29 protein-coding genes are annotated in these 26,580 nt (G+C 66.1%); 10 read left to right on the plus strand and 19 right to left on the minus strand.

Going from position 1 to position 26,580, the window contains the following annotated elements; translation table 11 throughout:
• Positions 1–82: 82 nt before the first annotated feature.
• From ACT3HL_RS16155 to ACT3HL_RS16175, 5 genes are all read right to left on the minus strand, one after another.
• The gene (locus ACT3HL_RS16155; RefSeq protein ID WP_445087786.1) at positions 83–1,870 is read right to left on the minus strand and encodes a PAS domain S-box protein; all 1,788 of its coding nucleotides are present in this window, start codon (positions 1,868–1,870) and stop codon (positions 83–85) included.
• Positions 1,871–1,957: 87 nt separating this feature from the next.
• Positions 1,958–2,350: a DUF7124 domain-containing protein gene (locus tag ACT3HL_RS16160; RefSeq protein WP_445087841.1), complete on the minus strand. Its 393-nt coding sequence runs from the start codon at positions 2,348–2,350 to the stop codon at positions 1,958–1,960.
• Between the two features lie 154 nt (positions 2,351–2,504).
• A complete protein-coding gene (locus ACT3HL_RS16165) occupies positions 2,505–2,735 on the minus strand; it encodes a hypothetical protein (RefSeq protein WP_445087787.1) in 231 nt (76 codons plus the stop codon).
• Between the two features lie 178 nt (positions 2,736–2,913).
• Complete coding sequence (locus ACT3HL_RS16170) at positions 2,914–4,158, minus strand: FAD-dependent oxidoreductase (protein ID WP_445087788.1); 1,245 nt, start codon at positions 4,156–4,158, stop codon at positions 2,914–2,916.
• Positions 4,159–4,355: 197 nt separating this feature from the next.
• The gene (locus ACT3HL_RS16175; RefSeq protein ID WP_445087842.1) at positions 4,356–5,180 is read right to left on the minus strand and encodes an NAD(+)/NADH kinase; all 825 of its coding nucleotides are present in this window, start codon (positions 5,178–5,180) and stop codon (positions 4,356–4,358) included.
• A 225-nt stretch (positions 5,181–5,405) separates the two neighbouring features.
• Between ACT3HL_RS16175 and ACT3HL_RS16180 the strand changes: the two genes are divergently transcribed.
• Positions 5,406–6,698, plus strand: coding sequence for a KaiC domain-containing protein (locus ACT3HL_RS16180; protein WP_445087789.1), 1,293 nt, complete (start codon positions 5,406–5,408; stop codon positions 6,696–6,698).
• A 98-nt stretch (positions 6,699–6,796) separates the two neighbouring features.
• Here the strand turns inward: ACT3HL_RS16180 and phoU are convergent, their stop codons facing one another.
• The 5 genes from phoU to ACT3HL_RS16205 all read right to left on the minus strand — a co-directional run bounded on the left by phoU (position 6,797) and on the right by ACT3HL_RS16205 (position 12,215).
• Positions 6,797–7,474 carry a phosphate signaling complex protein PhoU gene (gene phoU / locus ACT3HL_RS16185; RefSeq protein ID WP_445087790.1) on the minus strand — a complete coding sequence of 226 codons (678 nt, stop codon included), beginning with the start codon at positions 7,472–7,474 and terminating at the stop codon, positions 6,797–6,799.
• 84 nt (positions 7,475–7,558) lie between these two features.
• Positions 7,559–8,437: a phosphate ABC transporter ATP-binding protein PstB gene (gene pstB / locus ACT3HL_RS16190; RefSeq protein WP_445087791.1), complete on the minus strand. Its 879-nt coding sequence runs from the start codon at positions 8,435–8,437 to the stop codon at positions 7,559–7,561.
• Positions 8,438–8,448: 11 nt separating this feature from the next.
• Positions 8,449–10,092, minus strand: a complete 1,644-nt coding sequence (gene pstA / locus ACT3HL_RS16195; protein WP_445087792.1) for a phosphate ABC transporter permease PstA — start codon at positions 10,090–10,092, stop codon at positions 8,449–8,451.
• Between the two features lies 1 nt (position 10,093).
• On the minus strand, positions 10,094–11,053 hold the full coding sequence (gene pstC, locus ACT3HL_RS16200; protein WP_445087793.1) for a phosphate ABC transporter permease subunit PstC: 960 nt from the start codon (positions 11,051–11,053) through the stop codon (positions 10,094–10,096).
• Positions 11,054–11,165: 112 nt separating this feature from the next.
• Entirely contained in the window at positions 11,166–12,215 is a 1,050-nt protein-coding gene (locus ACT3HL_RS16205) for a phosphate ABC transporter substrate-binding protein PstS family protein (protein ID WP_445087794.1), read from the minus strand.
• A gap of 355 nt (positions 12,216–12,570) precedes the next feature.
• Between ACT3HL_RS16205 and ACT3HL_RS16210 the strand changes: the two genes are divergently transcribed.
• Positions 12,571–13,572 (plus strand): PhoU domain-containing protein, encoded by a 1,002-nt coding sequence (locus tag ACT3HL_RS16210; RefSeq protein WP_445087795.1) that lies wholly within the window; start codon positions 12,571–12,573, stop codon positions 13,570–13,572.
• 43 nt (positions 13,573–13,615) lie between these two features.
• On the opposite strand, the gene ACT3HL_RS16215 is transcribed toward ACT3HL_RS16210, so the two are convergent.
• Together ACT3HL_RS16215 and ACT3HL_RS16220 are read right to left on the minus strand one after the other, a co-directional pair.
• Positions 13,616–13,816, minus strand: a complete 201-nt coding sequence (locus tag ACT3HL_RS16215) for a hypothetical protein (RefSeq protein WP_445087796.1) — start codon at positions 13,814–13,816, stop codon at positions 13,616–13,618.
• Positions 13,817–14,001: 185 nt separating this feature from the next.
• Positions 14,002–14,376: a 30S ribosomal protein S8e gene (locus ACT3HL_RS16220; protein ID WP_445087797.1), complete on the minus strand. Its 375-nt coding sequence runs from the start codon at positions 14,374–14,376 to the stop codon at positions 14,002–14,004.
• A gap of 347 nt (positions 14,377–14,723) precedes the next feature.
• On the opposite strand from ACT3HL_RS16220, the gene ACT3HL_RS16225 reads away from it, so the two are divergent.
• The gene (locus ACT3HL_RS16225; protein WP_445087798.1) at positions 14,724–15,254 is read left to right on the plus strand and encodes a DUF5813 family protein; all 531 of its coding nucleotides are present in this window, start codon (positions 14,724–14,726) and stop codon (positions 15,252–15,254) included.
• 54 nt (positions 15,255–15,308) lie between these two features.
• Here ACT3HL_RS16225 and ACT3HL_RS16230 read toward each other — a convergent pair whose 3' ends face one another.
• Positions 15,309–15,539: an Lrp/AsnC ligand binding domain-containing protein gene (locus tag ACT3HL_RS16230; protein ID WP_445087799.1), complete on the minus strand. Its 231-nt coding sequence runs from the start codon at positions 15,537–15,539 to the stop codon at positions 15,309–15,311.
• Positions 15,539–16,222 (minus strand): FAD-dependent oxidoreductase, encoded by a 684-nt coding sequence (locus ACT3HL_RS16235; RefSeq protein ID WP_445087800.1) that lies wholly within the window; start codon positions 16,220–16,222, stop codon positions 15,539–15,541. The genes ACT3HL_RS16230 and ACT3HL_RS16235 overlap by 1 nt, the downstream gene beginning before the upstream one ends.
• A gap of 135 nt (positions 16,223–16,357) precedes the next feature.
• Here ACT3HL_RS16235 and ACT3HL_RS16240 point away from each other — a divergent pair, with 135 nt between their 5' ends.
• Positions 16,358–16,591 (plus strand): Lrp/AsnC ligand binding domain-containing protein, encoded by a 234-nt coding sequence (locus ACT3HL_RS16240; RefSeq protein WP_445087801.1) that lies wholly within the window; start codon positions 16,358–16,360, stop codon positions 16,589–16,591.
• Between the two features lie 189 nt (positions 16,592–16,780).
• Positions 16,781–17,101, plus strand: a complete 321-nt coding sequence (locus tag ACT3HL_RS16245) for a hypothetical protein (protein ID WP_445087802.1) — start codon at positions 16,781–16,783, stop codon at positions 17,099–17,101.
• A gap of 38 nt (positions 17,102–17,139) precedes the next feature.
• Here ACT3HL_RS16245 and tmk read toward each other — a convergent pair whose 3' ends face one another.
• From tmk to ACT3HL_RS16265, 4 genes are read right to left on the minus strand one after another with little or no spacing between them, the layout of a single operon-like run.
• Positions 17,140–17,742, minus strand: a complete 603-nt coding sequence (gene tmk / locus ACT3HL_RS16250; protein WP_445087803.1) for a dTMP kinase — start codon at positions 17,740–17,742, stop codon at positions 17,140–17,142.
• Positions 17,743–17,787: 45 nt separating this feature from the next.
• Complete coding sequence (locus ACT3HL_RS16255; RefSeq protein ID WP_445087804.1) at positions 17,788–18,762, minus strand: metal ABC transporter permease; 975 nt, start codon at positions 18,760–18,762, stop codon at positions 17,788–17,790.
• Positions 18,762–19,499: an ATP-binding cassette domain-containing protein gene (locus ACT3HL_RS16260; protein ID WP_445087805.1), complete on the minus strand. Its 738-nt coding sequence runs from the start codon at positions 19,497–19,499 to the stop codon at positions 18,762–18,764. The genes ACT3HL_RS16255 and ACT3HL_RS16260 overlap by 1 nt, the downstream gene beginning before the upstream one ends.
• A gap of 22 nt (positions 19,500–19,521) precedes the next feature.
• Positions 19,522–20,610, minus strand: a complete 1,089-nt coding sequence (locus tag ACT3HL_RS16265) for a metal ABC transporter solute-binding protein, Zn/Mn family (protein ID WP_445087806.1) — start codon at positions 20,608–20,610, stop codon at positions 19,522–19,524.
• Between the two features lie 142 nt (positions 20,611–20,752).
• Between ACT3HL_RS16265 and ACT3HL_RS16270 the strand changes: the two genes are divergently transcribed.
• The 5 genes from ACT3HL_RS16270 (at position 20,753) to cofG (ending at position 26,020) form a co-directional block, all read left to right on the plus strand.
• A complete protein-coding gene (locus ACT3HL_RS16270; protein WP_445087807.1) occupies positions 20,753–21,727 on the plus strand; it encodes an NAD(P)H-binding protein in 975 nt (324 codons plus the stop codon).
• Positions 21,728–21,963: 236 nt separating this feature from the next.
• A complete protein-coding gene (locus tag ACT3HL_RS16275) occupies positions 21,964–23,145 on the plus strand; it encodes a tubulin/FtsZ family protein (protein WP_445087808.1) in 1,182 nt (393 codons plus the stop codon).
• The gene (locus ACT3HL_RS16280) at positions 23,114–23,899 is read left to right on the plus strand and encodes a hypothetical protein (protein ID WP_445087809.1); all 786 of its coding nucleotides are present in this window, start codon (positions 23,114–23,116) and stop codon (positions 23,897–23,899) included. The genes ACT3HL_RS16275 and ACT3HL_RS16280 overlap by 32 nt, the downstream gene beginning before the upstream one ends.
• A gap of 23 nt (positions 23,900–23,922) precedes the next feature.
• On the plus strand, positions 23,923–24,579 hold the full coding sequence (gene cofC, locus ACT3HL_RS16285) for a 2-phospho-L-lactate guanylyltransferase (protein WP_445087810.1): 657 nt from the start codon (positions 23,923–23,925) through the stop codon (positions 24,577–24,579).
• 247 nt (positions 24,580–24,826) lie between these two features.
• Entirely contained in the window at positions 24,827–26,020 is a 1,194-nt protein-coding gene (gene cofG, locus ACT3HL_RS16290; RefSeq protein ID WP_445087811.1) for a 7,8-didemethyl-8-hydroxy-5-deazariboflavin synthase subunit CofG, read from the plus strand.
• Between the two features lie 9 nt (positions 26,021–26,029).
• Here cofG and ACT3HL_RS16295 read toward each other — a convergent pair whose 3' ends face one another.
• Positions 26,030–26,578 (minus strand): metal-dependent hydrolase, encoded by a 549-nt coding sequence (locus ACT3HL_RS16295; RefSeq protein ID WP_445087812.1) that lies wholly within the window; start codon positions 26,576–26,578, stop codon positions 26,030–26,032.
• Positions 26,579–26,580: the final 2 nt, after the last annotated feature.

A 26,580-nucleotide genomic window follows, 5' to 3' on the forward strand; every position in this document is an offset into this window, starting at 1 on the left:
GCTGAGGCGGGCGATTTCTGGCATAGATCACCAAGGAATTCTCCCGCCTCACTCTTCATCCTTAACTAAACACGACCGTTCCTCACGAGCGAGCCTGCGACAGTTCGACGACGAAGACCGCTCCCTCCGGGTCGTTGTCCTCGACCCAGACGTCACCGTCGTAGCTCTCAACGAGCGTTTTCACGAGGTAGAGGCCGAGTCCGGTCCCCGCACTTTCGAGGCCCTTCTCGCCTTTCCCGAATATCGCGTCCTTGTGCCCGTCGGGAACGCCGGGGCCGTTGTCGGCGACGCGGACGACGACGGTCTCCCCGCGCTCGGTAACGGAGACGGACACTTCGGGCACCGCCTTGTCGTTGTGCTGGATCGCGTTCGAAAGCAGGTTTCGAAAGACCGAGTTCAGCATCTCGTCGGCGACGATCTGCACTCCCGGGATCGATCCCGAAACCGTGACGACCGCGGCGTCGTATTTCGATCGGACCTCGTCGAGTTCGCTCTCGAGCGCGTTCCGGAGGGGGACGGACTGTCGGTCGCGCTCGTCGGCGAGCATCACGTCGGCCATATCGCCCGCGGTTCGCGTCAGCTCGACCGCGTGGTCCGCACTGTCGCGTATCGTCTCGACGTACGTCTCGCCCTCCTCGCCGACGAGGTCCGCGAGGAACTCCACGTAGGCGGTCACGAGCTGGAGGTCGTTGCGAATGTCGTGGCGAACGACCTGATTCAGTATGTCGAGGTTGTCCCGCTGCTCTCTGAGGCGTCGCTCGTACCGCTTCCGTTCGGAGATGTCTTGGACGACCTTCTGGACGTGTTTGGTTCCCGTCTCGTCCTCCGAGATCGACGCCGTGATCATCGCGTCGATCCGCTTCCCGTCGAGCGTTTCGAGGCGGACTTCCCGACTGACGCGTCGCTTGTCCGTATCTTCGAGCGTCGAGATGAGCTCCTCTCGCTCGGCGGGGTCGACGTAGAACTCCTCGACGCGGTGCTCGCGGAGCGCCGCGGGGGAATCCGCCCCCAACAGCGAGACGAGCGCGGGATTGACGTACTCGAAGGTGCCGTGGGGGGTTGGATCGGTTCTGAAGACGCCGCTCGGGACGGTCTCCAACAGCCCGTGTGCCAACTCCAGTTCGTGCCGGGACTGTTTTTGTTCGGTGACGTTCCCCTGAAAGCCGACGAAGCTGACGACCGTCCCGGTGTCGTCACGGACGGGCGCGATCATAACGCGGTTCCAGAACGCCTCGCCGTCCTTGCGATAGTTCAGGATCTCCGTGGTGATCGCCTCTTCGGCGTCGATCGCCGCACGGATCTCCGCGACGGTCTCCGGGTTCGTGTCCGGGCCCTGAAGGAACCGACAGTTCCGACCGAGGACCTCGGCTTCCGAGTAGCCGGTCAAGCGACGGAACCGCTCGTTCGCGAAGACGAGCGGGTTGTCCTCTCGAGTCGGATCGCTGATCGTGACCCCGATCGGCGCCGCCTCCACGGCGCGCGATTTCCGCTCGAGCCGACAGTCGCGCTCTCTCCGTTCGGTGACGTCTGTCGCCCGGACGAGGACGAGGTCGTCGCCGTCGACAGTCGCCGTCGACAGTCGCATCTCGACCGGCACCGATCCATCGCGATCCGTCCGAAGCCGCGATTCGACGGTCTCGTCGTCGATCGGTCCCGACCGCAGGAGCGCCGTGAGCGCCGTCTCCGAGGCCGAGTCGGTCGTCGTCAGCGTCGTGAAGTCGCGGTCGAGAAGCTCCTCACGGTCGGTGCCACACAGCTCACTGAATCGGTGGTTACACTCGCGGATGCGATACGTTTCGGGGTCGACAACGACGAGCGCGTCGGGATCGTGCTCGAAGAGCGCCCGGTACCCCGAGTCCCGAAAAGCCATACCGGAACGAGGGACTCATCCCCTGTTAACCGTTCTGAAACGTCGTCTACACGGGGGGTCCGCGACCGGTTCGAGAACTGCCGACGCCTAGGGCCAGTCGTCTCGGTCGCTCGACTCGAAGGGATCGGCAGATTCGCTCTCGCCGGCCAGTTCCCAATCGGCGGCCTCCGCGGCCTGTTCGAGCGGCAGGTACTCCCACCCGACCGACTCCGCGAGGGCCGCGTCGTCGTCGCTCGTCCCGACGAAGACGTGGCGGGCGGTGTCGAACTGCGATTTGACGTTCTCGAGACTCTCTGTGACGCCGCGCGGCCCCGAGAAGAAGTCCTGTCGCACCCGGTGTTTCCGCGTGAAGTTCGTGACGACGTAGGTGGGCTTTTCGCTCACGACGCCGACGTACTCGGTCCACTGACGCGCGTCGTTGAACACGGCGTTCGGGTCGGCGAGGCGCTGCAGCGCCTCCAGTTCGAACGCCAGCGTCATGTCCGTGTCCGCGTCAGGACCGCCCGCAGCCGAGGGCTCGTCGCTCATACCCGACCCTATCGGCTACCCGCCGAAAACTGCATCGGTCGGCGAGGAACGATGTTCCCCTCCTGCCCGTCGGGTCCCCCGGTCGTTCTCTCAGCCCCGCGTTCGATCACACGACGCGGTAGTACTCGGAGAACCGGACGACGTCGCCGGCGGTGAGAGAACTGAGGTCCGGCGTTCGACCCGGCTGCTCGACCGCTTCGAGGAACGCCGCTTGGTCCGCCGGCGGGAGCTGATCGAGATCCCGGACGCGATCCGTGGGGTCGACGTCCGCCGGCGCGCACCGGACGACGTCGAGCGCCGCCTCCGCGTCCCCCCGACCGCGGATAGATCGTGACATACGGTAACAATAACCATTTATCAACATAAAGATTCCGGCGAACGGACGATCGAGTGCCACCGCGGTCATCGTCCCCGGAGTGCGAGCTCGGGGGGATCGAGATCACACCGAAAGCCGCCGTGTCACCGCACGGGAATCGTCACCTCACGAGGCGCAGCACCCCATCGGCGAGGTCACCTCACTCCGCGGGCGTCTCCTCGAAGTCGAGCTCCTCTAACTCGAAGTTCTGCTTCATCAGCACGTCCTTCTGATCGGCGACGGCGCGCTGTTCGCGCATCAGCTGCTTGTACTTCGACTGCGGGGAGAGGTCGCCGATGAGCACGCCCCCGACGATCTGTCCGTCCTTGAAGGCCAGCCGGCGCCACTCCGTATCGGAGTACTTCGCCTCGGCCTCGTCGTCGCCGAGCGTCGGGTGACCGAACGAGAGGAAGGGGAAATCGAAGTGCGTGATCGAGTACGAGGAGACCCACTCGAACGGCTCTGAACCGTACTCGACCATGTTCTTCGCGGCGATCGACCCCTGCTCTTTCGCGGAGCCCCACGCCCCGTTCTGGGCGCGCTCGCCGAGGATGAGGTCGTTGAACTCGGTGATGTCGCCGGCGGCGAAGACGTCGTCGTGGTTCGTCCGCATATACTCGTCGACGAAGATCCCGTCGTCGTACTCGATCGGCGTGCCTTGGAGGATCTCGGTGTTGAAGTTCAGCCCGATCGCGATGCCGACGAAGTCGGCGTCGTACTCCTCGCCGTTGGGATCGACAGCGGTCCTCACGCGACCGTCGTCGTCGGTCTCGAAGTGGTCGACGCCCGACTGAAAGACGGGCTCGACGTTACGCTCGCGGAGCGCCTCGTGGATGATCTCTGCGCCCTCTTCCGAGAGCGCGTACCGCCACCAGCAGTCGCCGCGCATCAGGTACTTGCCCTCGACGTCCTGTGCGGCCGTGATCGCGGCGAGGTCGATGCCGAGCAGCCCGGCGCCGACGACGACGGAACTGTCGGCCTCCTCGATGTGCGATTTAATCGCTCGGGCGTCCTGGAAGGTCCAGAAGTGATGGACGCCCTCGGCGTCGGAGTTTCCGACGGGCAGCTGCGAGGGGGTCCCACCGGTGGCGATGAGCAGTTTGTCCCACGCCAGTACCTCGCCGTCGTGCGTCTCGACGGTGTGGCCGTCGACGTCGATATCGACGACGAGCGTGTTGAGTCGGAGGTCGATGTCGCGCTCGACGTACCACGATTCGTCGTGGATCGAGATGGGGGCTTCCGGGAGCTTCCCCTTGGCGAACTCCTTGATCAGAATGCGGTTGTACAGGGGTTCACCTTCGTCCGTGATGACCGTGATGTCGGCGTCAGGCTCCTCCTCGCGGAGGGTTTCGGCGGCGGAGCTCCCGGCGACACCGTCGCCGATGATCACGTACGACTGAGTCATATACGGGCGCTTCGTGTTCGGGGTTAATGTGGATTGCTATACGGACGGCGGGACGTTCGTGAAGAATTTCGGACCGCTTTCGTCGATATGATCGATTGTGCCGGGGGACGCCCCCGACATCGCACACCCACGCCCCGAACGAGTGACGAATCACAACCGGTCAGCCGCGATCGATCCGGTCCCAACGGAGCCTCCGGTCACTCCAGCTTTTCGAGCGCCTCGAAGAAGTCCGAGGCGGGGCCGGCCATTCTGACGGGGGAATCGGCGAGTTCCACGGTCACCTCGGCCGGCGGTTCGACGTGCTCGCGGATTCGCCCGTCGACGATGACGACCGCCTCCTCGGTGCCGCCGACCGCGACCGTGACCTCGGTCCCGTCGTCGACGACGAGCGGCGGCATCCCCGAGTCGGCGGCCATCTGCGTGACGACGAACCCCGAGACGGAAGGGTGAATCAGCGGCCCGTTCTCGCTGAGGTTGTACGCGGTGCTGCCGGTCGGCGTCGAGACGAGAACGCCGTCGGCGTGGCCGTCGGCGTACCCGGAGCCGTCGATCCGGACTTCGATCGACGCCCCGCCGCCGTGACCGCGGCGCGAACCCTGCACCACGACCTCGTTGACCGCCGGCGGGAGCGTCCAGCCCTCACCGCGCGCCGAGAGCCGCGGCATCGACTGCGTCGGGAGTTCGCCGTCCCGCCTGAACCGGCGGACCTCCGTCACCGCCGCCTCGACGGCGTCGTCCGGACCGACCGCGTTGAGGAACCCGACCTCCCCGAGGTTGACGCCGAGGATCGGCGTCGTGCCGGCCCCGTGGGCCGCGAAGAGGAACGTCCCGTCGCCGCCGATGCTCACCACCAGATCGGCCGCCTCGAACTCCTCGATCTCCCGTCCGGGCACGTCGAGTTCGGCGGCCGTCGCCGCGTCGACCCACACTGTCACGCCCTCCGCGACGAGTCGCTCCCGGATCTCGCCGGCGAGCGCCGCGGTCCGGTCGTTTCCCCACTGCGCGACGATGGCCACCTTCATCTCCGTCGCGTGGTTCGACTCGCCGCCCAAAAAGGGCACCGTCACGCGGCAGAGACGAGCGAGATCACCGCGAGTAGATCGGCGGGGTCGTCCGCGACCGACGGGGAACATTCATAGCCGCGCCGGTCCTCGTCCCGACGACGGCGATGGAACAGACGCGCCAGCCCATCGGGCGCCAGGGTCGAGAGTCGAGAGCCGATCTCCGGGGACACGGGGGTGAGAGCCGTGAGTGACGACGACGACTGGTTCGAGCGCGCGCTTCGGGAGGATGAATCCGAATCCGACGGGGACGAATCCGAGTCCGACGGGGACGGCGAGTCGCGTTCGGAAGCGGCCGAGGCGGCCGCAGCGGCCGACGAGCAAAGAGCGGGGGACAAAACACAGCCCGAGGCTGCCGACACACAGCCCGAGGCGGACAGTGAACGCACCGAGGACAGCGCACGCGGGGACGGAACAACCGCCGAAGACGACGACGCCGACGACGACGGGACGGTGGCGTGGACCGACGCGAGCGATCCGAACCGCGACGGGGACGGCGCGGGCGAGCCGAGCGGCGTCGCGGGTGACGACGCCGACGACCCCTTCGGGGAGGATTTCGCGACGGCGCTGGAGAACGCGCCCGACCCGGAAATTCCCGGGTCATCCGACACCGATCGGCCCGAAGACATCGAGCGAGTCGTGCCGACGGGCGGGGGGTCGGCGGCCCCCGGACGGGCGGGCGGAGCGCCCGCCGACGCGTCCGGCGGTGACGGGGGGGAGTTCGGATTCGCCGACTTCGAGAGCGAGACCGAGTCCTTCGACGAGGAGGAGTTCGAGTCGAACCTCGATCGGCTCGATATCGGCATCGAGGGACTCGACGACATGATCCTCGGCGGCGTCCCGAAGCGATCGCTGATGGTGACGATCGGCTCCGCCGGGACCGGGAAGACGACGTTCGGGCTGCAGTTTCTGCACCACGGCCTCGAGAACGGCGAGAACGCGGTGTTCATCACGCTCGAAGAGAGCTACGACCGCATCATCTCGACTGCCGACGAGAAGGACTGGGGCTTCGAGTCCCACGTCGAAGCGGGGCGGCTGGCGATCGTCGACATCGACCCGACCGAGATGGCGAACAGCCTCGACAGCATCCAGAACGACCTCCCGAAGCTGATCGACTCCTTCGGCGCCGACCGGCTGGTGCTCGACTCCGTCTCGCTCTTGGAGATGATGTACGACCGCTCCTCGAAGCGACGGAGCCAGGTGTTCGAGTTCACCCGGGCGCTGAAGAACGTCGGCGTCACGACGCTCATGACCTCCGAGGCGAGCGAGGACAACCCCTACGCCTCGCGGTTCGGCATCGTCGAGTACCTCGCTGACGCCGTGTTCGTCCTGCAGTACGTCCGCCCCAGCGACTTTCGGGAGACGCGGCTCGCGATCGAGATCCAGAAGATCAGAGACGCGAATCACTCTCGGGAGACGAAGCCCTACGAACTCACCGCCGACGGGATCAGCGTCTACCGGCAGGCGACGATCTTCTGAGACTGCTCGTTCTCGTCTCGCCCCGGTGAGCGCCGTCAACGAGGTGGCCGCTCACCGGGACGCAGTGAGAAGAGTCAGTACGAGTTGGCGTCGTCGAGTCAGTACAGCAGCTCGGCGTCGTCCTCGATCATATACAGCGTCCGCGCGGCGATGTTGACCGCGTGATCGCCGACGCGTTCGAGGTCGCGGATCGTGAGGAGGAGCCGGGAGATGTCCTGCATGTACGCCTCGGCGTCGATGGTCTGCTCGCTGAACGGGTCGGACTCGATGAGGTCGCGGACGACGGTCGTGCTCGCGGCCTCGCACATCGCGTCGATGTCGTCGTCGTGGTCGGCGACCCCATAGCAGGCGTCGGCGTCCTCGTTCGCGTAGGCGGCCATCGACGCTTCGAGCATCTCCAGCGTCTCGACGCCGATCTGCTGGACGTCGACCTCGGGGAAGACGTCGCGCTCGGCGTCCATGGCGTACTGTGCGAGGTTCACCGCGAGGTCGCCGATGCGTTCGAGGTCGGTGATGATCTTGAACGACGCCGCGATGAATCGCAGGTCCGATGCGACCGGCTGTTGGAGCGCGATCAGGTTGACGCACTCGGCCTCCAGATCGAGGTACATCTGATTCACCTCGTCGTCGCCGTCGACGACCTCCTTGGCGGTGTCTCTGTCCTTCTGTTCGAGCGCGTCGAGCCCCAGCCGAAGCCGTTCGGCGACGACTTCGCTCATGTAGAGGACGTCGTCGCGGAGGTTCGACAGCGACTCCTGGTACTCCTGTCTGGGCATAGGTATTGACTCACGTGTGAGGGTTTAATACTGTCCCGACGCCGGAGACCGGCGTCGGGGGGGAGCGATCGAACCCACGATCGGTCACCCGAACTTGCCGGTGATGTAATCTTCGACCCGCTGGCTCTCGGGGTTCTCGAAGATCTTCTGGGTGTCGTCGAACTCGACGAGTTCGCCGCCGGTCAGGAACACGGCGGTCTGATCGGAGATCCGGGCGGCCTGCTGCATGTTGTGCGTGACGATGACGACCGTGTAGTCTTTCGCGAGCTCCTCGATCAGGTCCTCGATCTGGGAGGTCGCGACGGGGTCCAGCGCGGAGGCGGGTTCGTCCATCAAGAGCACCTCCGGGTCGGGCGCGATCGCGCGGGCGATACAGAGGCGCTGCTGTTGGCCGCCGGAGAGCTCAAGTCCCGACTCGTCGAGCTGGTCTTTCACCTCGTCCCACAGCGCAGCGCGCCGCAGCGACTCCTCGACGATCTCGTCGTAGTCGCCGCCTTTGTCCTGGATCTTCAGTCCGTAGGTGACGTTGTCGTAGATGCTCTTCGGGAACGGGTTCGGCTTCTGAAAGACCATCCCGACGCGGCGGCGGAGCGCCACGGGGTCGACGTCGTCGTCGTAGACGTTCTTGCCGCGGAGAGAAAGCGTCCCCTCGACGCGGGCGCTGTCGATGAGGTCGTTCATCCGATTGATACAGCGGAGGAACGTCGACTTCCCGCAGCCGGACGGGCCGACCATCGCGGTCACGCTCTGTTCGGGGATGTCCATCGTGATGTCCGAAAGGGCCTGTGCGTCACCGTACCAGACGTTGATGTTCTCCGCGCGGACGATGGTGTCGCGGGAGTTCGACGGCCCCGCGGAGCCGACGCTGTCGCTCACGTCCGTTCGGATGTCCATCCCGCCGTCGGTCGGATCGGGCGATGCGTCGTCGGTGGCGTCTCGTGTGTTCGCGTTCTGTTGGCTCATTGGCTTGTGACTCACTGTGTTCGCTCGAACTTGTTCCGGAGGACGATCGCGACGGAGTTCATCGCGAGAAGCACCGCGAGCAGGACGACCACGCCGGCCGGGACGGCCTTCGTGTAGAAGTCCTCACTGGCGAAGATGCCCGACCACGCGTACACCTGCAGCGGCATCGCGCTCACCTTCGATCCCAGCGTGGACGGGAGATTAAACACGACGTTCGGCGCGCCGATCATAATCAGCGGGGCCGTCTCCCCGATCGCGCGGCCGAGCGCGAGGATCGTACCGGTCAGGATGCCGGGGAACGCCTCCGGGACGACCACGTTCTTGACGGTCTGCCAGCGCGTCGCCCCCATCCCGTAGGACGCCTGCCGCATATCCGACGGGACCGACCGGATCGCCTCCCGCGATGAGATGATGACGATCGGGAGGATGAGAAGCGCCAGCGTCGCGCCGCCGACGAGGACCGTCCCGGCCGACTGACCGAGATACGTCACGAAGACGCCCAGTCCGAGCAGGCCGTAGACGACCGACGGGACGCCGGCGAGATTCGAGATGTTGACGTCGACGAAGCGGGTCAGCGCGTTATTCGGCGCGTACTCTTCGAGGTAGACCGCCGCGCCGACCCCGAGCGGGAACGACAGCGCGGCGACCGTCACCATCAGGAGGATCGACCCGCCGATCGCCGGGTACAGCCCCGCGTTCTCCGCGTTACCGCTGTGTGCGCTCGTCAGGAACGCCCAGTCGACCCACGACTGCGGCCCCGCGAACCCGAACGCGTCGACCGCTGCGGCGCCGACGAGCGCGCCCCCGACGACCGTCGCGGCGAACAGCAGTCCCGCGGGGGCGGCCTCGTCGGTGAACGCGCCCCGCCAGGCGTACGCCGCCGTCGGGACGAGTGCGACCGCGGTGATGACGACCGCCGGAACCGGCGTGACACCGACGAACGGGCCGGCGTAGCCGGCGCCGACGCTCGCCGCAAACGCCCCGGCGGCGGCGTACAGACCGGCGGTTCCGGTGCGCGCGGAGGCGACGTAGGAGCCGACGGCGACGGCGGCAACGCCGCCGACGACCGTCGCGACCATCACCTGATCGACCGGGATCACGGGGAGGAACCGGACGAACTCGACGAGCCCCGGGGCGATCCGCGGCGCGCCGATCGGGCCGGGGACGCCGAACAGCGAGAGGTAGAACGCGGCGGTCGTCGCGGCGAGGCGAGCCGTGAAGGAGATCCGGTGTGCGTATCGCGTGAGTCCGACAGCGACCGCACTCGGAACGAGGACGCCGATCGCAATCGCGAAGGCGTAGAGCGGCGGGACGACGTCGACGAACAGAAGCGCGACGCCGCCGCTGAACAGCAGCGACACGACCAGCGTCCCGACCAGCAGGGCGCCGAACGAGAGCGCCGCCGGATCGCGGCGACGGACGGCCCAGCCGACGAGGACAGTCGGGAGGACGAGCGCGAGGAAGAAGACGAGATACCAGCCGGGGTCGGCGGTCAGCGGCTGGAGGGCGTCGTTGGCGACGTAGACGAGGAGTACCGCCAGCGTGACGATACCGAACATCGTCGCCGCGAGGAGCAGATAGCGGAAGACGGTTCCGACCGTCCGGCTGACCTGCCCGAACCCCTCGATATCTCCCGTATCGGATTCGACCGCCATCTCAGTACTCCTCCCGGTACCGCTGGGCGACGAAGTCGCTGATGACGTTCATAACGAGCGTGATGACGAAGAGCACGAGTCCGATGGCGAACAGGCTGCGGTAGGCCAGTCCGCCGCCTGTGATGTCCCCGAGGAGCAGCTGCACCATCGCGGCCGTCATCGGGAGCGACCCCTCGAGAAACGACGCGGGATTGGCCGGGTTGAGGAACTGCGCCCGCGATCCGGCGGCGATCGTCACGGCCATCGTCTCGCCGATGGCGCGCGAGAGCGCGAGGATGAACGACGAGAAGATCCCCGAGAGCGCCGCGGGGACGACGATGCCGGTCGCGACGTCGAACTTCGTCGCGCCCATCCCGTAGCCCGCCTGCCGGAGGTCGTCGGGCACGGCAGACATCGCGTCCTCGCTGATGGAGGCCACCATCGGGATGATCATAATCCCGACCACGATGCTCGCAGAGAGCATATTGAACGTCCCGATGCTCGGAAAGACCACCGAGAGCGCCGGCGTGATGTAGATGAGTGCGAAGAACCCGTAGACGACCGTGGGAACGCCGGCGAGAATCTCTAAGGCCGGTTTGAGGAGCGAGCGAGCGCGCTGGCTCGCGTACTCGCTGAGAAAGATCGCCGTCGCGACGCCAAGCGGGATGGCGATGACCGCCGAGCCGATCGTGATCATAAGCGTCGCCGAGACCAGCGTGAGCACGCCGAACTCCCCGCTGTTGATCTCCCACGTCGTACCGGTGAGGAAGTCGACGATAGACGCTGTCTGCCCGGTCACGCCCATCAGGGGGGCCGTCACGGAGAAGAACTTCGCCGCCTCCGTCACGAGTAAGACGACGATACTGATCGTCGTCACGATCGAGAGCGCGGCGCACAGAAAGAAGAACGTCCGCGTGAGTAGCTCTCGCGGTGAGTTCTCCGTCTGTCTCGTGATGTCGGATTCGAGTTCGTCTGTGCTCATCGTCTGAGGTGTGTTCGGCGAGTCCACAGGTGGTTCGTGACGCCGCGGCGAGAACGACGCTCGGCTGGGCGGTCCGGCACCGCGATACCGGCGGGTCCGCGATACTGCTGGGTCAATTCAATCCCTCGACGACCGCGTAGATCCGTCCGAGCATCTGATCGCGCTCCGCCTCGCTGAGTGGGACGTACCCGACCTCGTCGGCGATGATCGCCTCGCTCGTCGAGTTGGCGAGCCAGTACCGCGCGAACGCCTCGATGTGCTCCTCCTCGAGCGCGGACACCTTGGGATACGTAAAGAGCGGCCGCGACAGCGGCGTGTAGTCGCCGGCGAGCGCGGTTTCGAGCGACGGTTCGACGTAGTCGCCGTCGCCGTCTTTGATCGGGACCGCCTGCACCGCGTCCGCGTTCTGGCTGTAGTACGCGAAGCCGAGGTAGCCGATCGCGTACTCCGAGCCGGAAACCCCTTGCAGGATGGTCCGGTCCTGCTCCGTCGGCGAGTAGTCCTGTCGGTGACTGCTCTCCTCGCCGATGATCGCCTCGATAAAGTAATCGTAGGTCCCCGAGGCATCGGAGGGGCCGTACAGCTCGATCGGCTCGTCGGGCCACTCGTCGTCGACGTCGGCCCACGTCTCGGCCGCCGACTCCGCAGACCAGATCTCATAGAGCTGTTCGACGGTGAGTCCGTCGCCGATGAAGTCGTTGTCGTTGCTGACGATGACCGTCAGTGCGTCAGTCGCGACCTTGAGCTCGATCGACTCGACATCGTTTCCCGCGCACTGTTCCTCCTCTTCGGGCTGAATCGGCCGCGAGGCGTTGTTGAAGTCGGTCTGTCCGGTGCAGAAGTAGTTCGCGAATCCGCCTCCCGAACCGGTCGACTGAATGCTGACATCGACGTCCGGATGGTCGACCTCGAAGCGCTCGGCCATCGCCGTCGCGATCGGGAAGACCGTCGAAGACCCGGCGATCGAGATGTCTCCGGTGAGCGGACCCCCGCTCCCGCCGCCCCCGGAGCCGCCGGTGTCACCCGACGTCGAGTCCGCGGTGCTCCCGACGTTGGGGTTCTCCTGCGTGCAGCCGGCGAGTCCGGCCACGCCGAGCCCACCTGCGACCGTGAGGAGCCCGCGGCGTGAAAACGTGCGGTTGCGCTCGGGTTCGCGCGTCATCACTCATTGCTTTCCGGAGTCCGAATAAAACCACTACTAATAGAACTATATAGTAATCATAGTGATCTATACTTCTCCACACCGCACACGAGAGAGTCGGTACCGATTCACGGGGAGCGAAAATACCACGGCTCGGTGTATCCGTGGAGAACCGTCGAATCGACCGCAGGTGGTTACTGACGCCCGAGTTCCTGATGTGGGACTAGGCACCGACCGTAGGGAACCCATACCGAGACAAGACAACCCATACCGAGACACGGCGATAGTTCGTGTTCGGACGTCCACTCTGGAAACGGCGACGAGACCACTATATAGTAATGACCAAGTTTATATTCGGAGCTTCGCAAGGTCGCGTATGGTGGAAACGCGGAAGGTGCAGGTCACCGGGGGCTCGACGTACACGGTGTCGATCCCGAAAGAGTGGGCGACCGAAAACGAGGTCTCCGCCGGGAGCGTCGTCGAGTTCTACCCCGAGGGCGACTCGCTCTTTCTGGCGCCCTCGAACGGCGACGAACGGACCGAGGGCGTCCTCGACGTAACCGATCTCGAGGGCGACGAACTCACGCGCGCGGTGATGACGATGTACGTAAGCGGCTTCGACATCATCTCACTCGAGAGCTCGCGGATCACGACCGATCAGCGGCGAACGATCCGGAAGGCCACACAGAGCCTCGTCGGCCTCGAAGTCCTCGAGGAGACGCGGGACAAGGTCGTCATCCGGGACCTTCTCGACTCGGCGGAGCTCTCGATCCACACCGCCGTCAGGCGGATGCGTCTCATCTCGCTGTCGATGCTCGGCGACGCGATCGACGCGCTCGCGGAACTCGACACCGATATGGCCCGGGACGTCATCCAGCGCGACGACGACGTCGACCGGCTGTGGATGGTCGTCTCCCGCATCTTCCGCTCGACGCTCAGGACCCCGAAAGCCGCCGAGGAACTCGGCGTCTCCCGCGAGGCCTGCTTCGACTACCAGTCCGCGGCGCGCCAGCTCGAACGCATTGCCGACCACGCGACCAAGATCGCCCACCTCACACTGGAGTTCGAAAAGCCCGTCCCCGAGTCGGTCGTCGAGGCGCTGTACAAACTGCACGAGGAGTCGCACTCGATCATCGACGACGGGATGGACGCGCTCTTCACGGACGACAGCGACGAGGCGACCCGCCTCGCGAACGCCGCGCGCGAGTCCGTACAGGCCATCGACGAGCGCGCTCGCGAGGTCGACGAGCTGCTTCGGGAGCTTGATCCCGCGCGCGCGCAGCTGCTCGGACTCATCGTCGACTCGGTCTCGCGAAGCGCCGACTACGGCGGGAACATCGCCGAAACCGCACTGCAGAAGGCCGCGCCGACGCCCTGATCGCCGCGCCGGCGACGATGTCGTAGATCAGCGGTAGTTCACGTCACGCGTCAAACCCGTTCCGCCTGAGTGCCTCTGCCAACTCACCGTCAGGGTCAACCGCAAACTCGACCAGCGATGACTCCGGTCTCGTTGTCGTATATAGGTCAGAATCGATGTTATCCGGGATTTCGTTCGCATGCGTCTTATCTACGACTGCGACCGTGATTTTCGGACCCGTGTCCGTGTCTCCTGACTCGCTCATTACCTGAGGGTACGGGAGAGCGACGTTTGTCCTTTGGCATTCAGTAGTAGCGTTTGCAGGTCATTGCACACTCGATCGCAAGACCGCGTGCGATCGGATGCGCAAACAGTTGCAAACGCTACTAGAGTACTGAGCGATCCACGGGAACGCGGTACAGGGGCGGGATCGGAAAAACGACCGAACGGCTACTCGTCGAGGAGAACCGCGTTGACCTGGCCGCTCTGGCCCGGTCGCGACGTCACGCGGGCGCGACCCTCGCTCGTCTCGATGACCGCGCCCTTGGTGATGATGTTTCGCCGCGCGTAGTTGACGTTCGCGGGGTTCTCGACGACGTTCTCGATCGTGCCCTCAGTCACGTCGCCGTCGACGGCGACCTGGGCGATATCGGTCGAGAGCGCGCGGACCTTCCGGTTGTTGCCGCGGGAGTCGATGATCTGAAACCGCGGTTCGCCGACGGTGGTCTCGGCGGGCTCTCGGCCGAGCTGGTGGCGCTTTTTGTCGTGCGATCGTCGGAGCCGACCGCCGGTCCGCTTCCGCTTGGAACGTCCTTGGTCCTTCATACGGCATACCTGTCCGGGTGAGTACTTCAATCGCTCGAATTGCCGACGCGAGAGGTCGACGGCGGTGAGACGGTGGCGAACGGCGCTCCCGCTCTGCGCGCGGTGTTCTGAAAAGGTAGCAGCCGTCCGGGAACGGCCCGGACGGCCGCTGCCGCCCTGAATTGGTCCCCGCTGACGCTTCGGCCCTCCAGACGAAGCGTCAAGTGAAGCGAAGGCTGGAAGGCACTTAAGCGTGCCGCACGCGGCGGAGAGAGTCATATTAGTGACGCTTTTGCACGCGAGCAAATCGGGGGCAAACGCGACGATAACGCGGGACGCTTTTGTCGCGTCGGACCCTCCTTGAGACGATGAGCCATCGCGACGCAGACCGAGGAGACAGCGGTGCAATCGAACGGGGCCGGCGCGCGGCCGACCGCCACGAGTCGCTGGCGGACCGGGCCGACGGGCGCTACGACGTTGTGACGACCGTCTTCGACGGGCGCGTCGATATCGGAGGCGACGGGGGCGCGGTCGTCTTCGACGCGACGATTCGCGCGCCCGCGCTCGACGCCGTCACCGAGGAACCGGTGGCCGACGTCGTCGAGGACGGCTGGTTCGAGACGCTCGCGCTCCGACTGGAGGACGTCGGCGGCGCGCTACGCGGCGACGAACCGGCCGTCGACGTCGAGCGGGCGGGCAGCGAGGTCGTCGTTCGCGTGCGGATCTCCGATCTCGACGCCTCGCGCGCGGCGGCCGACGCCGTCGCGGCGGCCGAGTACGTGGAGGGGACGTACGTGCAGGGGATCATCCCCGGCTACGAGTACACGGAGCCGGTGACGCACCTCGTTCAGCGCGCTGCGGACGCGGCGGGCGGGAGCCGGGGCGGAACGCCGCTTTGATCCGGCGGGGGGAGGAAGTCCCCCGCTAACGTCTGTGACCGCGTACGCCGCGCATCACTCCATCGCGATGTACGTCTGCGTGTTCTCGATGCCCGACATCTCGTGGATCGACGTGGCGATCTCCCGCACGTCGCCGGGGCCGTCGACGTTCACTTTCACGATGTAGTCGACGTCGCCGGCGACGACGCTGACGCTGTCGATCCCGTCGTCGAGCGCGTCGATGGCCGAGGTCAGCCGATCGACGTCCCCGGTCGAGGCTTTGACCAGTATGTAGGCGGTGACCATCAGGCGACGCCTCCCTCGGGCGCGAGCGTCTCCCCGACGATCAGTTGTCGGACCTCCTCGAGGACGTCGAAGTCCGCCAGCACGGCGATCCGGTCGCCGACTTCCAGTGAGTCGTCCGACAGCGGAAGCCCCATCGGCTCGTCGGCCTTCCCGAACGCGACGATCCGGGAGTTCGCCGGCAGCGCGACTTCCTCGATCGTGTACCCGCGCATCGGCGACGTCTCGGTGACTGTCATTAGCACCACCTGCAGGTGCTGAGCGATGTCAGCGATCGCGCGGATCGACCCGCCCAAGAGCGCGTTCTTGGCGCCGATCGCGCCCAGCCGCTCGGGGTAGATGACCTGATCGACCTCGTCGGCGTACTTCTCGTACACCTCCTCGCGGTAGTCCTCGTCGACGCGGAGGACCGTCCACGTCCGGTGGTGCTTCGCGATCGAACACGCCGCGAAGTTCACGTTCAGATCGCTCGTGAGCGCGCCGAGACCGTCGGCCGATTCGATCCCGGCCGCCGAGAGGACGTCCTCCCGGGAACCGTCGCCCTCGACGACCTCGAACCCCGAATCGCGGGCTCGCTCGGCCCTGTCGCGGTCCTTTTCGACGAGTGTGACCTCGTGACCCTCCTCTCTGAGGACCCTGGCCGTCCGGAGCCCGACACGACCGGCACCAATGATAACGAACCGCATACCCACGACTACGCCGGGGGACGTGAATAATGTTTCTCCGAGCGGCCTTTCGGCACCGCAGTGCCGCGAGACCGCCGCGGCGACGCCGAGAAAACGGCACAAATGCTATGGTTTGCCATACCGTACTGCGACAGTATGGTTCACGCGTTCATTATGGTGAAGACCGGAGTGGGCGAATCTGAGCGGCTCGTCAACGCGATCGGGGACCTCGGGAACGTGACCGAGGCGCACATCGTCGCCGGCGAGTACGACATCATCGTCGAGACCGACGCGGACGAGGTGTACGAGGTGCTGAATGCGTCCTCGAACGAGATTCAGGGGTTGCGGGGCGTCACCGACACCCGGACGTACATCGCGATGGATGACTAACCCCACCTTTTTTCGCCTCGGGGTCGACGGAGGCGACCCCGAGGCGAAAAAATCGGGACCAAAAAAGGCCGCGAGGCTCGCATTCGCTCGCCTCGCGGTACTGTACCTTGCGACTGATCAGACGACACCCGGTTACGACTCCGCTGCGAGGAGCGAACGCGTAAAGACCTCGGCCTCCCTAGCGCCGGTATGGTCTCGGCCGTCAGCCTCGTCCTGTTCGGCGCGGTGCTCGTGGTTCACACGCTCTTTGCGGCGGTGTTGACCCGCTTCTTCCGCCTCCGACTGAAGACGCAGTGGGGGTACGTGGTCTACTCGCTGACGCTCATCCCCGTCGTGTTACTCGTGACGACGCTCGTCTTCTTCGGCGTCTTCCCGATCGGCGCGGGGCTGAACCTCGACGGGACCACGCTCCTCGGGGCCGCCGTCGGGCTTCCGCTCGCGCTCGGGTTCACGATCGACACGCTCTACGTCCCGCCGCCGGAGGAGTACGACCTCCCGGAGCGACAGTGAGCGGTCGGCGGCGTACTCAGTTTCGACTGCTTCGAGGATCAGACTTCGTCGCCGAGTAGCCGCGCGGCTTCGTCCTCGACGACCTCGACGACGTCCGGGAGCGGCCGGGTCGCGTCGACGCGGACGAAGCGGTCGGGGTCGCGGTCGATGAGGCGCTCGTAGTTCTCGCGGACGCGTTCGAGGTACGCGGCGTGCTCGAATTTGTTGGTCGCGCCGGCCCGGTCGGCGGCCGTCTCGGGGTCCACGTCGAGGTAGACCGTCGCGTCCGGGGGGTGGGTAAAGGCGTCGTGGATCTCTTGGATGTATTCGAGTGGGTCGCGTCCCCCGGCCAGATACGAGTCCGCGAGCGACGCCGCTTGGTAGGCGAACCGGGAGTCGGTGTAGCGATCGGAGACGACGACCGATCCCTCCGAGAGCGCGGGGCGGATGACCCGCGAGAGGTGGTCGGCGTGATCGGCGGTGAAAAGGAAGAGCTCCGCGAGCGGGTCGGCGTCGCCGTCGCCCATCGAGCGCGCGACGGCGTCGCCGTACCACGAGTCTGTCGGCTCGCGGGTGAACACCACGTCGGGATAGCGGTCTCTGAGCGCCTCCCAAACCGTACTCTTCCCGCTGCCGTCGAGTCCCTCGAGCGTGAGGAGCATAGTTCGAGGGGCGCGGAGGAGCGTTAAAACTCCTCTGTGTCGTTGTCAGTCACCGATGCTGCCGGTCGATCCCGGACCGCGGAGTCGGCCGCCGATCTTGACGGCACCGTAGACCGCGATCGCGGCGAGGACGATCGTTCCGCCGGCGGCGACATCGTAGCGATACGACAGCGTGACTCCCGAAACCGTCGCGACCTGTCCGGCGAGAACGGCCCCTGCGACCGATCGCTTGAACCCACGGACGGACGTCGCGGCCGCCACCGGAATCACCAGCATCGCGGCGACGAGGATCACGCCCATAATCTGCATCGCGGCGACGACGACGACCGCAGTCAACACAGCGAGCAGCCGGTTGTAGCGCGCGACGTCGAGGCCGGCCGCCCGGGCTCCGACCTCGTCGAAGGTCACGTAGACGAGCGGCCGGTAGGCGAGCGCGACGACGAGGCCGACGACGGCGCTCATCCCGAGGAGGATGCCGGAATTCGTCCGAGAGACCGTCGCGAGCGAACCGAAGAGGTAGGCGTTGATGCCGACCGCGATGCCGCCGTCGGTGGCGGTCACGAGGACACTCCCGACGGCGAACGAACCGGTCAGGACGATCGCGAGCGACGTGTCTCGGTACGCGCCCGCGTGGTCGATCAGCGCCTGAACCACGAGCGCGGCGACGGCCGCGACGAGCAGCGCCGTCAAAAGCGGAGAGACCGTCAGCGCGAAGGCGCTGTTGACAAACAGGCCGGCCGCGACGCCGGCGAACGCCGAGTGCGCCAGCGTGTCGCCGATCATCGCCATCTCGCGGTGGACGAGGAAGCTCCCGACGAGCGGGCCGATCAGGGCGATACAGACCGCCGCCAAGTAGGCCCGCTGCATAAACGGCAGCGCGAGCATCTCGACGCCGGTCAGCGCGGCCAGTACGTCGAGGAGCGTCCCCCAGCCGTCGTCGAGGACGACGCGCAACACGCGATCGGCGGCCGGGACGAACTGGAGCACTGAGGTCGACGTGGTGAGTCCGAGTCCGCTCATCAGTGATCGTGGTGGATGACGTGCTGGCCGCCGCCGTACGCCTCCGCCAGCGCGTCGGTCTCGACGAACGCCTCGGGGCTGCCGTGGAAGAACAGTTCCCGGTTGAGACAGGCGATCTCGGAGGCGTGCGTGGTGACGACGCCGATGTCGTGCTCGATGAGGACGATCGTCATCCCCCCGTCGTTCAGTTCGTAGAGCAGGTCGTAGAACGCCTCGCGCGACTCGGCGTCGACACCGGTCGTCGGCTCATCGAGCGCGAGCAGGTCCGCGTTCCCGGCCAACGCGCGCGCGATGAACACGCGTTGGCGCTGCCCCCCGGAGAGGCGGCCGACGCGACGATCCGCGAGGTCGGCTATCTCCACGCGTTCCATCGCGGCCTCGACGGCGCGGCGGTCCGCATCAGAGAACCGTCCCAAAAGCCGGTGCGGGTAGCGCCCCATCCGGACGGCCTCCGCGACTGTCACCGGCATCTCCCCGTTCGCGTTCGCGACGTCTTGGGCCACGTAGCCGATCCGCTCCCCGTCGTCGAACGTCGCCGCCGGCTCCCCGAACAGCGTGACCGACCCGCTGTCGGGGCGACGGAGCCCGATCAGCAGTTCGAGGAGCGTCGTCTTCCCGGAACCGTTCGGGCCGACGAGACCCAGAAACTCCCCGTCGTCGACGTCGAAGCTGATCCCTTCGAGGACGGGCTGCCCACCGTAGGCGTACGTGACGTCCTCGACCTCGATGGCAGTCACCGTCTCTGCACCTCGGTCGCCGTCATGTCGCCCCCAGTGCGCGCTCCAGCGTGGGCACGTTCACCTGCTCCATCACGTCGAGGTAGCCCCACCCGTCTTCGACCCACTCGTCGGTCATCCCCGGCATCGCGGTCAACGGCAGGACGTCTTCCGCATCAGTCTCCTCGAGGAGTTGCGTCGCGGCCTGTTGAGATTCGAGCGGGTCCGCACAGATGTATTTGAGGCCGTGCGTCTCGATGGCGTGCTGTGCCTGTTCGATATCGCGCGCTGTCGGTCGATCGTCCGGTGACACGCCGGTCAGCGACTCGATCTCGATCCCGTACCGATCGCGGAAGTACCGGAACGAGTTGTGGCCGGCAACGAGGAGGACGTCCGTCGCAGCGCCGTCGACGACCGACTCGATACGTCCGTGCAACGAGTCCAGTCGCTCGCGGAACGCCTCGGCGTTGGTCGCGTACGTGTCCGCGTGTTCGGAATCGACGTCGACCAAGCCGTCTCGGACGGTCTCAACCGAGTTCCCGAGGCGAACCGGGTCCATCCAGAAGTGTGGATCCACTGGCGATTCGTGGCCGTCGTCGGTGTCATCGTGGTGCTCGTCGTCTCCGTGGCCGTCGTCTGTGTGCTCCTCTTCGGAGTGGGCGTGGTCCTCATCGATGGGTTCGCCCGCGTGGTCGTCGCCATCTGTATGGGAGTGGTCATCACTCGCGCCCAGCAGGTCGACCGCCGCGCTCACATCGACGGTCGTGACGTCAGACCCGTCGGCGTCGATATCGGTAAGAATGGTGTCCATCCACGGCTGGAACCCCTCGGCACCGTGCAAGAGGAGGTCCGCTCCGTGAATCTCCTCGCGCACACGGGGACCGGGCTCCCAGCCGTGACCGTGCTGTCCGATCGGAACGAGCGACTCGGTGTCGACGGCGTCGCCCGCGACGGCCGCGGCGACGTCTCCGAAGACGAAAAACGACGCCCGCACCGTCGAGCGATCGGCGCCCCCGTCGGCGTCCCGAGACCCGTCTCCGGATCCGTCTGCGTCGCCGACGCAACCGGCCAGCAATCCGATTCCGAGTCCGCTCGCCGCTGTCGCGAGCAATCGCCGTCTGGATAGCTCCATCTTCTTAATAACACTGATCACAGATATAATAATATTACTATCTACGAATAGAGAGTGTTAATAAACAGGGTGCGGCAGCGTCGGGCGACGCCGGGCAGGGTCGGCAGTTAGCTTTACGTCGGCACGGAGAGATATCACGAGTATGAGAGTACTCGTCGTCGGCGGAAGCGGATTCATCGGAAGCGCGCTCTGTCGAGCGCTGAAAGACCGAGGTCACGACGTGACAGCGCTGTCCCGCAGTCCCAGCGGCGACGACCTCCCGAAGGGAGTCAACAAAGTGATGGGAAATGTCAGAGATTACGGATCAATCCGGGACGCGTTCGAGGGTGTCGATGCCGTCTACAATCTCGTCTCGCTCTCGCCGCTGTTCAAACCGAGCGGCGGCGACCGGATGCACGACGAGATCCATCGCAGGGGGACTGAACACGTCGTCCGCGCCGCGGAGAAGAACGACGTCGGTCACCTCGTCCAGATAAGCGCGCTGGGGGCTGATCCCGACGGTCCGACAGCGTTCGTTCGCGCGAAGGGTGAGGCAGAGGAGATCGTCACCGAATCGGTACTCGACTACACGATCTTCCGCCCCTCTGTCGTCTTCGGCGAGGGAGGCGAGTTCATCTCCTTTACGAAACTCCTCGCACCGCCGTATCTCAGCATCCTCCCGGGCGGCGGAAAGACCCGTTTTCAGCCCATCTGGGTCGGCGACTTCGTGCCGATGCTCGCCGACGTTCTCGGACCGCGTCCGACAAGCAACCAGAACTCGGAGAGTTCTGGTGACGCCATCGAAGACGAGAAACACGTCGGCCGAGTCTACGAAATCGGCGGCCCCGACAAACTCACGCTGGCGGAGATCGCGCGGTTGGTCCACCGTTCTGACGGGCGGTCGACGACGGTCGTTCCCCTGCCGATGGGGATCGCGAAGGTTGGCCTCTCCGTCCTCGACTTCGTTCCGGGGTTCCCGATGGGGAAAGACCAGTACCGGTCGCTGCAGTTCGATAACGTCACCGACCACAACGACGTCGACGCGTTCGGCGTGGGCATCGGTGAACTGACAACGCTGAAGGCGTACCTGAACGGGCACGCGGGCGGTCGCGCGGCTGACGCCGCGGCGGCCGCGTGACTGACGCGCGTCAGACGAAGCCGCTGTTTGGGGAGCCGATTTGACACCTCGGACCAATATAAATCCTGAGAAAGACGTCGTTAGGGCGGGATCGGCGGGTCGTAACGACTCATTAACATCCCGGCGCCGTGTGTCGGTTTTCTCTTTTTTCTCTCCGTCCCCGCGGTTTCATGCCATCACAAGGTTTATGTCTGCGTTTGCACTGGGATACACCCAATGGCGAGGGGACCCGACACATGAAGCTCGCAATGATCGGTTTCGGGCAAGCCGGGGGAAAGATCGTCGATAAATTCGTCGAATACGACAAGCGCCACAGTTCCGGGATCGTCCGCACAGCGATCGCGATCAACTCGGCCAAGATGGACCTGAGGGGACTAAGTCACATCCCCGAGGACCAACAGGTCCTCATCGGCCAATCGGAAGTGAAGGGCCACGGGGTCGGCGCCGACAACGAACTCGGCGCGAAAGTCGCCGAAGCGGATATCGACGAGATACAGGGTGCGATGGACAGCATCCCTACCCACGAGATCGACGCGTTCCTCGTCGTCGCCGGACTCGGCGGCGGCACCGGAAGCGGCGGTGCGCCCGTTCTCGCGAAACATCTCCAGCGGATCTACACGGAGCCGGTCTACGGGTTGGGGATCCTGCCGGGCAGCGAGGAGGGAGGGGTTTACACGCTGAACGCGGCGCGGTCGTTCCAGACGTTCGTCCGCGAGGTCGACAACCTCCTCGTCTTCGACAACGACGCTTGGCGGAAATCCGGCGAATCGGTACAGAGCGGCTACGACGAGATCAACGAAGAGATCGTCACCCGCTTCGGCGTCCTCTTCGGCGCCGGCGAGATCGGACAGGACGGCGTGGTCGCCGAGAGCGTCGTCGACTCCTCGGAGATCATCAACACGCTCGCCGGCGGCGGCGTCTCGACGGTCGGGTACGCCTCCGAAGCCGTCGAAACCAAATCCTCCGGCGGCGGGTTGCTCTCGCGAATCACCGGCGGCAACGACGACGACGGACTCGACACGGCGCACACGACGAATCGCATCACCTCGCTTGTTCGCAAGGCTGCGCTCGGACGACTGACGCTCCCCTGCGAGATCGAGGGAACCGAGCGCGCGCTCCTCGTGATAGCCGGTCCGCCGCAGCACCTCAATCGGAAAGGAATCGAGCGCGGCCGCAAGTGGATCGAGGAGGAAACCGGCAGTAGGGAGGTTCGCGGCGGCGATTACCCGATCCCCGACTCCGGCAAGGTCGCGTCCGTCATTCTCCTCTCTGGCGTGACGAACGTCCCCCGAATCAAGGAGCTTCAGCAGATCGCAATCGAGACACAGGACAACATCGACGACATTCGAGAGGAGAGCGAAGACAATCTTGAGAATCTAGTAAACGATGACGAAGACGAGCTGGAGTCGCTTTTCTAAGCTCGCGCTGGCCTGCCTCTTCGTCCTCTCGGTCGCTTCGGTCCCCGCCGCCGCCGTCTCCGTCGGGGATGCGACCGTCACCAGCGACGCCGAGGTCGGAAGCGAGGTCACCGCGACAGTCACGCTGACGGAGTTGTATCAGAACCCCTCGCTGGAGGAGTGGACGCTCGAAGGGAGCACCGAACTGACCGACGTCACGTGGACGGTCTACTACTACGACCAGACCGGCTCGAAGGTCGACCAAGAGTCCTTCGACGGGCAGACGTTCTCGGGCGCACAGGTTTCGACTGCAGACGGGACGAGCGAGGTCGAAGTCGAGATCACCGGGACCGTCCCGCAGGTGACGGACTTCACGTACGATCCGCCGCAGTCGTTCACCGTGATGGCCCTCGAACAGACGCGCGAGGGCGGGTCGACCAACGAGATCGACACGTGGAGTGCGACGCCCTACACGGAAGATAGCCGCGAGGCTCGCAACGCCATCGACGAGGCCGCGACGGCCGTCGAAGCGGTAGACGACGCGGAGGCCGACCGACGGCTACAGAACGCGATCGAGGCGTACGACGGCGAGGAGTTCACCCTCGCGATCGACCTCGCCGGGCAGGCCGAGGAGCGGGCCGAACAGACCAGACAGTCGAACGAGCGGATGCGGCTCGCGCTCTACGGCGTCGGCGGGCTCGTCGTCATCGGGCTCCTCGTCGGCGGCGTCCTGTACTGGCGCTCCCAGCGGCAGGGCCACGACAAACTCGGCTGAGACCCCCCCGTCACCCGTTTCCGATGCGCGTGTTCGTCCCCTACACCGATCGCGACCCGAAGAGCCGGCTCGCCCCGGCGCTCTCCGAGTCCGAACGCCGCGAGTTCTCGCGGGCGATGCTTCGCGACGTTCTCAGAGCCGTCCGCGAGGCCGGCGGAGCGCCGGAGCTACTCGTTCCGGACGCTCCCGATAGCACGCTCTTCGAGGGATCGAACGCGCCCGACGCGGTGTCCGTGACGGTCGACGAGCGGCCGCTGACGCCGGCGGTGAACGACGCGCTCGATCGACTGAGAGAGCGTGGGGAGAGCGAGGTCGCGGTCGTGATGGCAGACCTCGCGCTTGCGACGCCGACGGCGCTCCGCCGGCTCTTCGGCGTCGGCGGCGATGTCGCGGTCGCACCGGGACTCGGCGGCGGGACGAACGCCCTCGTCGTCCGGGACCCGAGATTCTCGGTCGACTACCACGGCGCATCTGACCGCGATCACCGACAGATCGCAGCGAGGGTGGGGCTCTCCGTCGAGACGGTCGACTCGATGCGGCTCGCCGTCGACATCGACGAACCGTCCGACCTCGCAGAAGTGCTGTTACACGGCCGCGGCGAGGCTCGCGAGTGGCTCTGCGATGCCGGCTTCGTGGTCGACGCCGACGGGGACGGGCGCGTCGGCGTCCGTCGGTCGTAGACGGGGTCGAACGAGACGAACGGCTGCAGACGAGTCGACCGAGACAAATGGCCGTAGACGGCGAATGTGGCGAACAGTCGGCAGATTTCCCTCAGGTCCCCGCGTCGGTGTGCCGAACAACCGCGACGCGACGCGGGGCGGCTCCTACGTCATAGGGCCTCTGCCCGCGTATTCGTATATAAACTCACGGCGGCGACGGGGAGCGAGGACAACGGTTTTTGTCGGCCGCGGTCGAAGCGTTCGCACGATGTTTCCCGCAGCCGCCGAGTACGGTATCGACATCGAGCTCGAGGAGTCGGCCGTCGATCGGCTGCTCTCGGTCGGCCCTAGCGACGTCGAGTCGGCCGCCGAACTCACCTTCTCGCGGAACGTCTTCCTGCCCCTGACGACCGCCTGTCGCTACACCTGCACGTACTGCACCTACTACGACGTGCCCGGCGAGGCCGCGCTGCTGTCGCCCGAGGAGGTCCGGCAGCGACTCCGCGTGGGTGCCGACGCCGGCTGTACGGAGGCGCTTTTCACCTTCGGCGACGCGCCCGACGAGCGCTACACAGCCGTCCACAACCAACTCGCCGAGTGGGGGTACGACGGCGTGCTCGGTTACCTCCGCGACTGCTGTGAGATGGCGCTCGAAGCGGGCCTGCTTCCCCACTCGAACCCGGGCGATCTGACCGAGGCCGACTTCGAGCGACTCGCCCCGGTCAACGCGAGTATGGGCGTGATGCTAGAGACGACAGCGGACGTGCGCGCCCATTCGGGAACGCGTCGGAAAACGCCCGGGCAGCGGCTGAACACGATACGCGCCGCGGGCGAGGTCGGCGTTCCCTTCACGACGGGAATCCTCGTCGGTATCGGCGAGACGTGGCGCGACCGCGCCGAGAGCCTCCTCGCCATCGCGGCCCTCCACGAGCGCTACGACCACGTCCAAGAGGTGATCGTGCAGAACGTCGTCCCGAACGAGCGCTCGGACTTCGAGCGACCCTCGGTGGAAGCGATGCGCCGCGTCGTCGCGATGGCGCGCGCGGCGCTCCCCGAGGAGGTGTCGGTACAGGTGCCGCCGAACCTCTCTCCCGCGGCCGAGCTGCTCGACTGCGGCGTCGACGACCTCGGCGGCGTCTCGCCCGTCACGGACGACTACGTCAACCCCGACTACGCGTGGCCCGCGCTCGACGAACTGGCTGACCTCGCCGACGACGCCGGGGTCCCGCTGTACGAGCGACTGCCGGTGTACGACCGGTATCTCCCCGATCCGATCCGCCGAGACGGCTTCGGCGGCCGACCGGCGGCGACGCCGAGGGCGAATCATCCGTGGCTCCCAGAGCGAGTCGTCGACGCGATCACCGACGACGGCGTCCACGGCGAACGACTGCGGGGGGTCGCTCGTCGCGACGCGCCGCTCACCGTGGGTACCACGCTGAGCGACGGGGCGCAGAGCGACTGAGCATAGGGATCAGATCCCGAACCACTCGGGCATCCGTTTCCTGAAGACCGTGTAGGCCGCCGCGAGTGCCACGCCGGCGACGATGATCGCCCGCAGCCACCCGTCGAAGACCGCCGCCGCGGGCGCGGCCAGCACGACCGTGAGCAGCAGGTCCTCGGGCGCGCCGTCGTAGCGAACGAGATAGCGCGGACGGAGCCACCGTCGGAACGGGTGTACGTAGACGGCCCGATCGGAGGTGCGGTCCCACGGGCGGAGCTCGCCGCCGGCGCCGAACCAATCGGAGATCGAGTGCAGCCCCGCGGCGAGGAAAAAGAGCGCGACGGTGACCGAAACCACACCCGGCGAAGCCACCGCGGCGGCCCCCGATGCGACGCCCAGCGCGGAGTAGTAGACGGGAAAGTGCAGCGTCTTGCGGTGGACGCCGACGAGGAGATCGAGATCCGGCGCGACGCCGCCGAAGACGGCACCGATCGCCGCCGGGAGCGCGAACTGCGGGGTAACGGACGCCACCGGCACCGCGAGGAGCAGTCCGGCGGCCACGTGCGTCGTGACCATCATCC

Source organism: Halobellus sp. GM3 (assembly GCF_052545375.1).

Bases quoted from the DNA above. Each gene is read 5' to 3' on its own strand.
- ACT3HL_RS16245 (WP_445087802.1), top strand. From the start codon at position 16,781: ATGGTCTCGGCCGTCAGCCTCGTCCTGTTCGGCGCGGTGCTCGTGGTT.
- ACT3HL_RS16230 (WP_445087799.1), bottom strand. From the start codon at position 15,539: ATGGTCACCGCCTACATACTGGTCAAAGCCTCGACCGGGGACGTCGAT.
- ACT3HL_RS16220 (WP_445087797.1), bottom strand. From the start codon at position 14,376: ATGAAGGACCAAGGACGTTCCAAGCGGAAGCGGACCGGCGGTCGGCTC.
- cofG (WP_445087811.1), top strand. From the start codon at position 24,827: ATGTTTCCCGCAGCCGCCGAGTACGGTATCGACATCGAGCTCGAGGAG.
- pstC (WP_445087793.1), bottom strand. From the start codon at position 11,053: ATGAGCACAGACGAACTCGAATCCGACATCACGAGACAGACGGAGAAC.
- ACT3HL_RS16205 (WP_445087794.1), bottom strand. From the start codon at position 12,215: ATGACGCGCGAACCCGAGCGCAACCGCACGTTTTCACGCCGCGGGCTC.
- ACT3HL_RS16165 (WP_445087787.1), bottom strand. From the start codon at position 2,735: ATGTCACGATCTATCCGCGGTCGGGGGGACGCGGAGGCGGCGCTCGAC.
- ACT3HL_RS16210 (WP_445087795.1), top strand. From the start codon at position 12,571: ATGGTGGAAACGCGGAAGGTGCAGGTCACCGGGGGCTCGACGTACACG.
- tmk (WP_445087803.1), bottom strand. From the start codon at position 17,742: ATGCTCCTCACGCTCGAGGGACTCGACGGCAGCGGGAAGAGTACGGTT.
- ACT3HL_RS16175 (WP_445087842.1), bottom strand. From the start codon at position 5,180: ATGAAGGTGGCCATCGTCGCGCAGTGGGGAAACGACCGGACCGCGGCG.
- ACT3HL_RS16280 (WP_445087809.1), top strand. From the start codon at position 23,114: ATGACGAAGACGAGCTGGAGTCGCTTTTCTAAGCTCGCGCTGGCCTGC.
- ACT3HL_RS16215 (WP_445087796.1), bottom strand. From the start codon at position 13,816: ATGAGCGAGTCAGGAGACACGGACACGGGTCCGAAAATCACGGTCGCA.
- cofC (WP_445087810.1), top strand. From the start codon at position 23,923: ATGCGCGTGTTCGTCCCCTACACCGATCGCGACCCGAAGAGCCGGCTC.
- ACT3HL_RS16235 (WP_445087800.1), bottom strand. From the start codon at position 16,222: ATGCGGTTCGTTATCATTGGTGCCGGTCGTGTCGGGCTCCGGACGGCC.
- pstA (WP_445087792.1), bottom strand. From the start codon at position 10,092: ATGGCGGTCGAATCCGATACGGGAGATATCGAGGGGTTCGGGCAGGTC.
- phoU (WP_445087790.1), bottom strand. From the start codon at position 7,474: ATGCCCAGACAGGAGTACCAGGAGTCGCTGTCGAACCTCCGCGACGAC.
- ACT3HL_RS16275 (WP_445087808.1), top strand. From the start codon at position 21,964: ATGAAGCTCGCAATGATCGGTTTCGGGCAAGCCGGGGGAAAGATCGTC.
- ACT3HL_RS16255 (WP_445087804.1), bottom strand. From the start codon at position 18,762: ATGAGCGGACTCGGACTCACCACGTCGACCTCAGTGCTCCAGTTCGTC.
- ACT3HL_RS16295 (WP_445087812.1), bottom strand. From the start codon at position 26,578: ATGATGGTCACGACGCACGTGGCCGCCGGACTGCTCCTCGCGGTGCCG.
- ACT3HL_RS16270 (WP_445087807.1), top strand. From the start codon at position 20,753: ATGAGAGTACTCGTCGTCGGCGGAAGCGGATTCATCGGAAGCGCGCTC.
- ACT3HL_RS16265 (WP_445087806.1), bottom strand. From the start codon at position 20,610: ATGGAGCTATCCAGACGGCGATTGCTCGCGACAGCGGCGAGCGGACTC.
- pstB (WP_445087791.1), bottom strand. From the start codon at position 8,437: ATGAGCCAACAGAACGCGAACACACGAGACGCCACCGACGACGCATCG.
- ACT3HL_RS16240 (WP_445087801.1), top strand. From the start codon at position 16,358: ATGGTTCACGCGTTCATTATGGTGAAGACCGGAGTGGGCGAATCTGAG.
- ACT3HL_RS16225 (WP_445087798.1), top strand. From the start codon at position 14,724: ATGAGCCATCGCGACGCAGACCGAGGAGACAGCGGTGCAATCGAACGG.
- ACT3HL_RS16170 (WP_445087788.1), bottom strand. From the start codon at position 4,158: ATGACTCAGTCGTACGTGATCATCGGCGACGGTGTCGCCGGGAGCTCC.
- ACT3HL_RS16155 (WP_445087786.1), bottom strand. From the start codon at position 1,870: ATGGCTTTTCGGGACTCGGGGTACCGGGCGCTCTTCGAGCACGATCCC.
- ACT3HL_RS16160 (WP_445087841.1), bottom strand. From the start codon at position 2,350: ATGACGCTGGCGTTCGAACTGGAGGCGCTGCAGCGCCTCGCCGACCCG.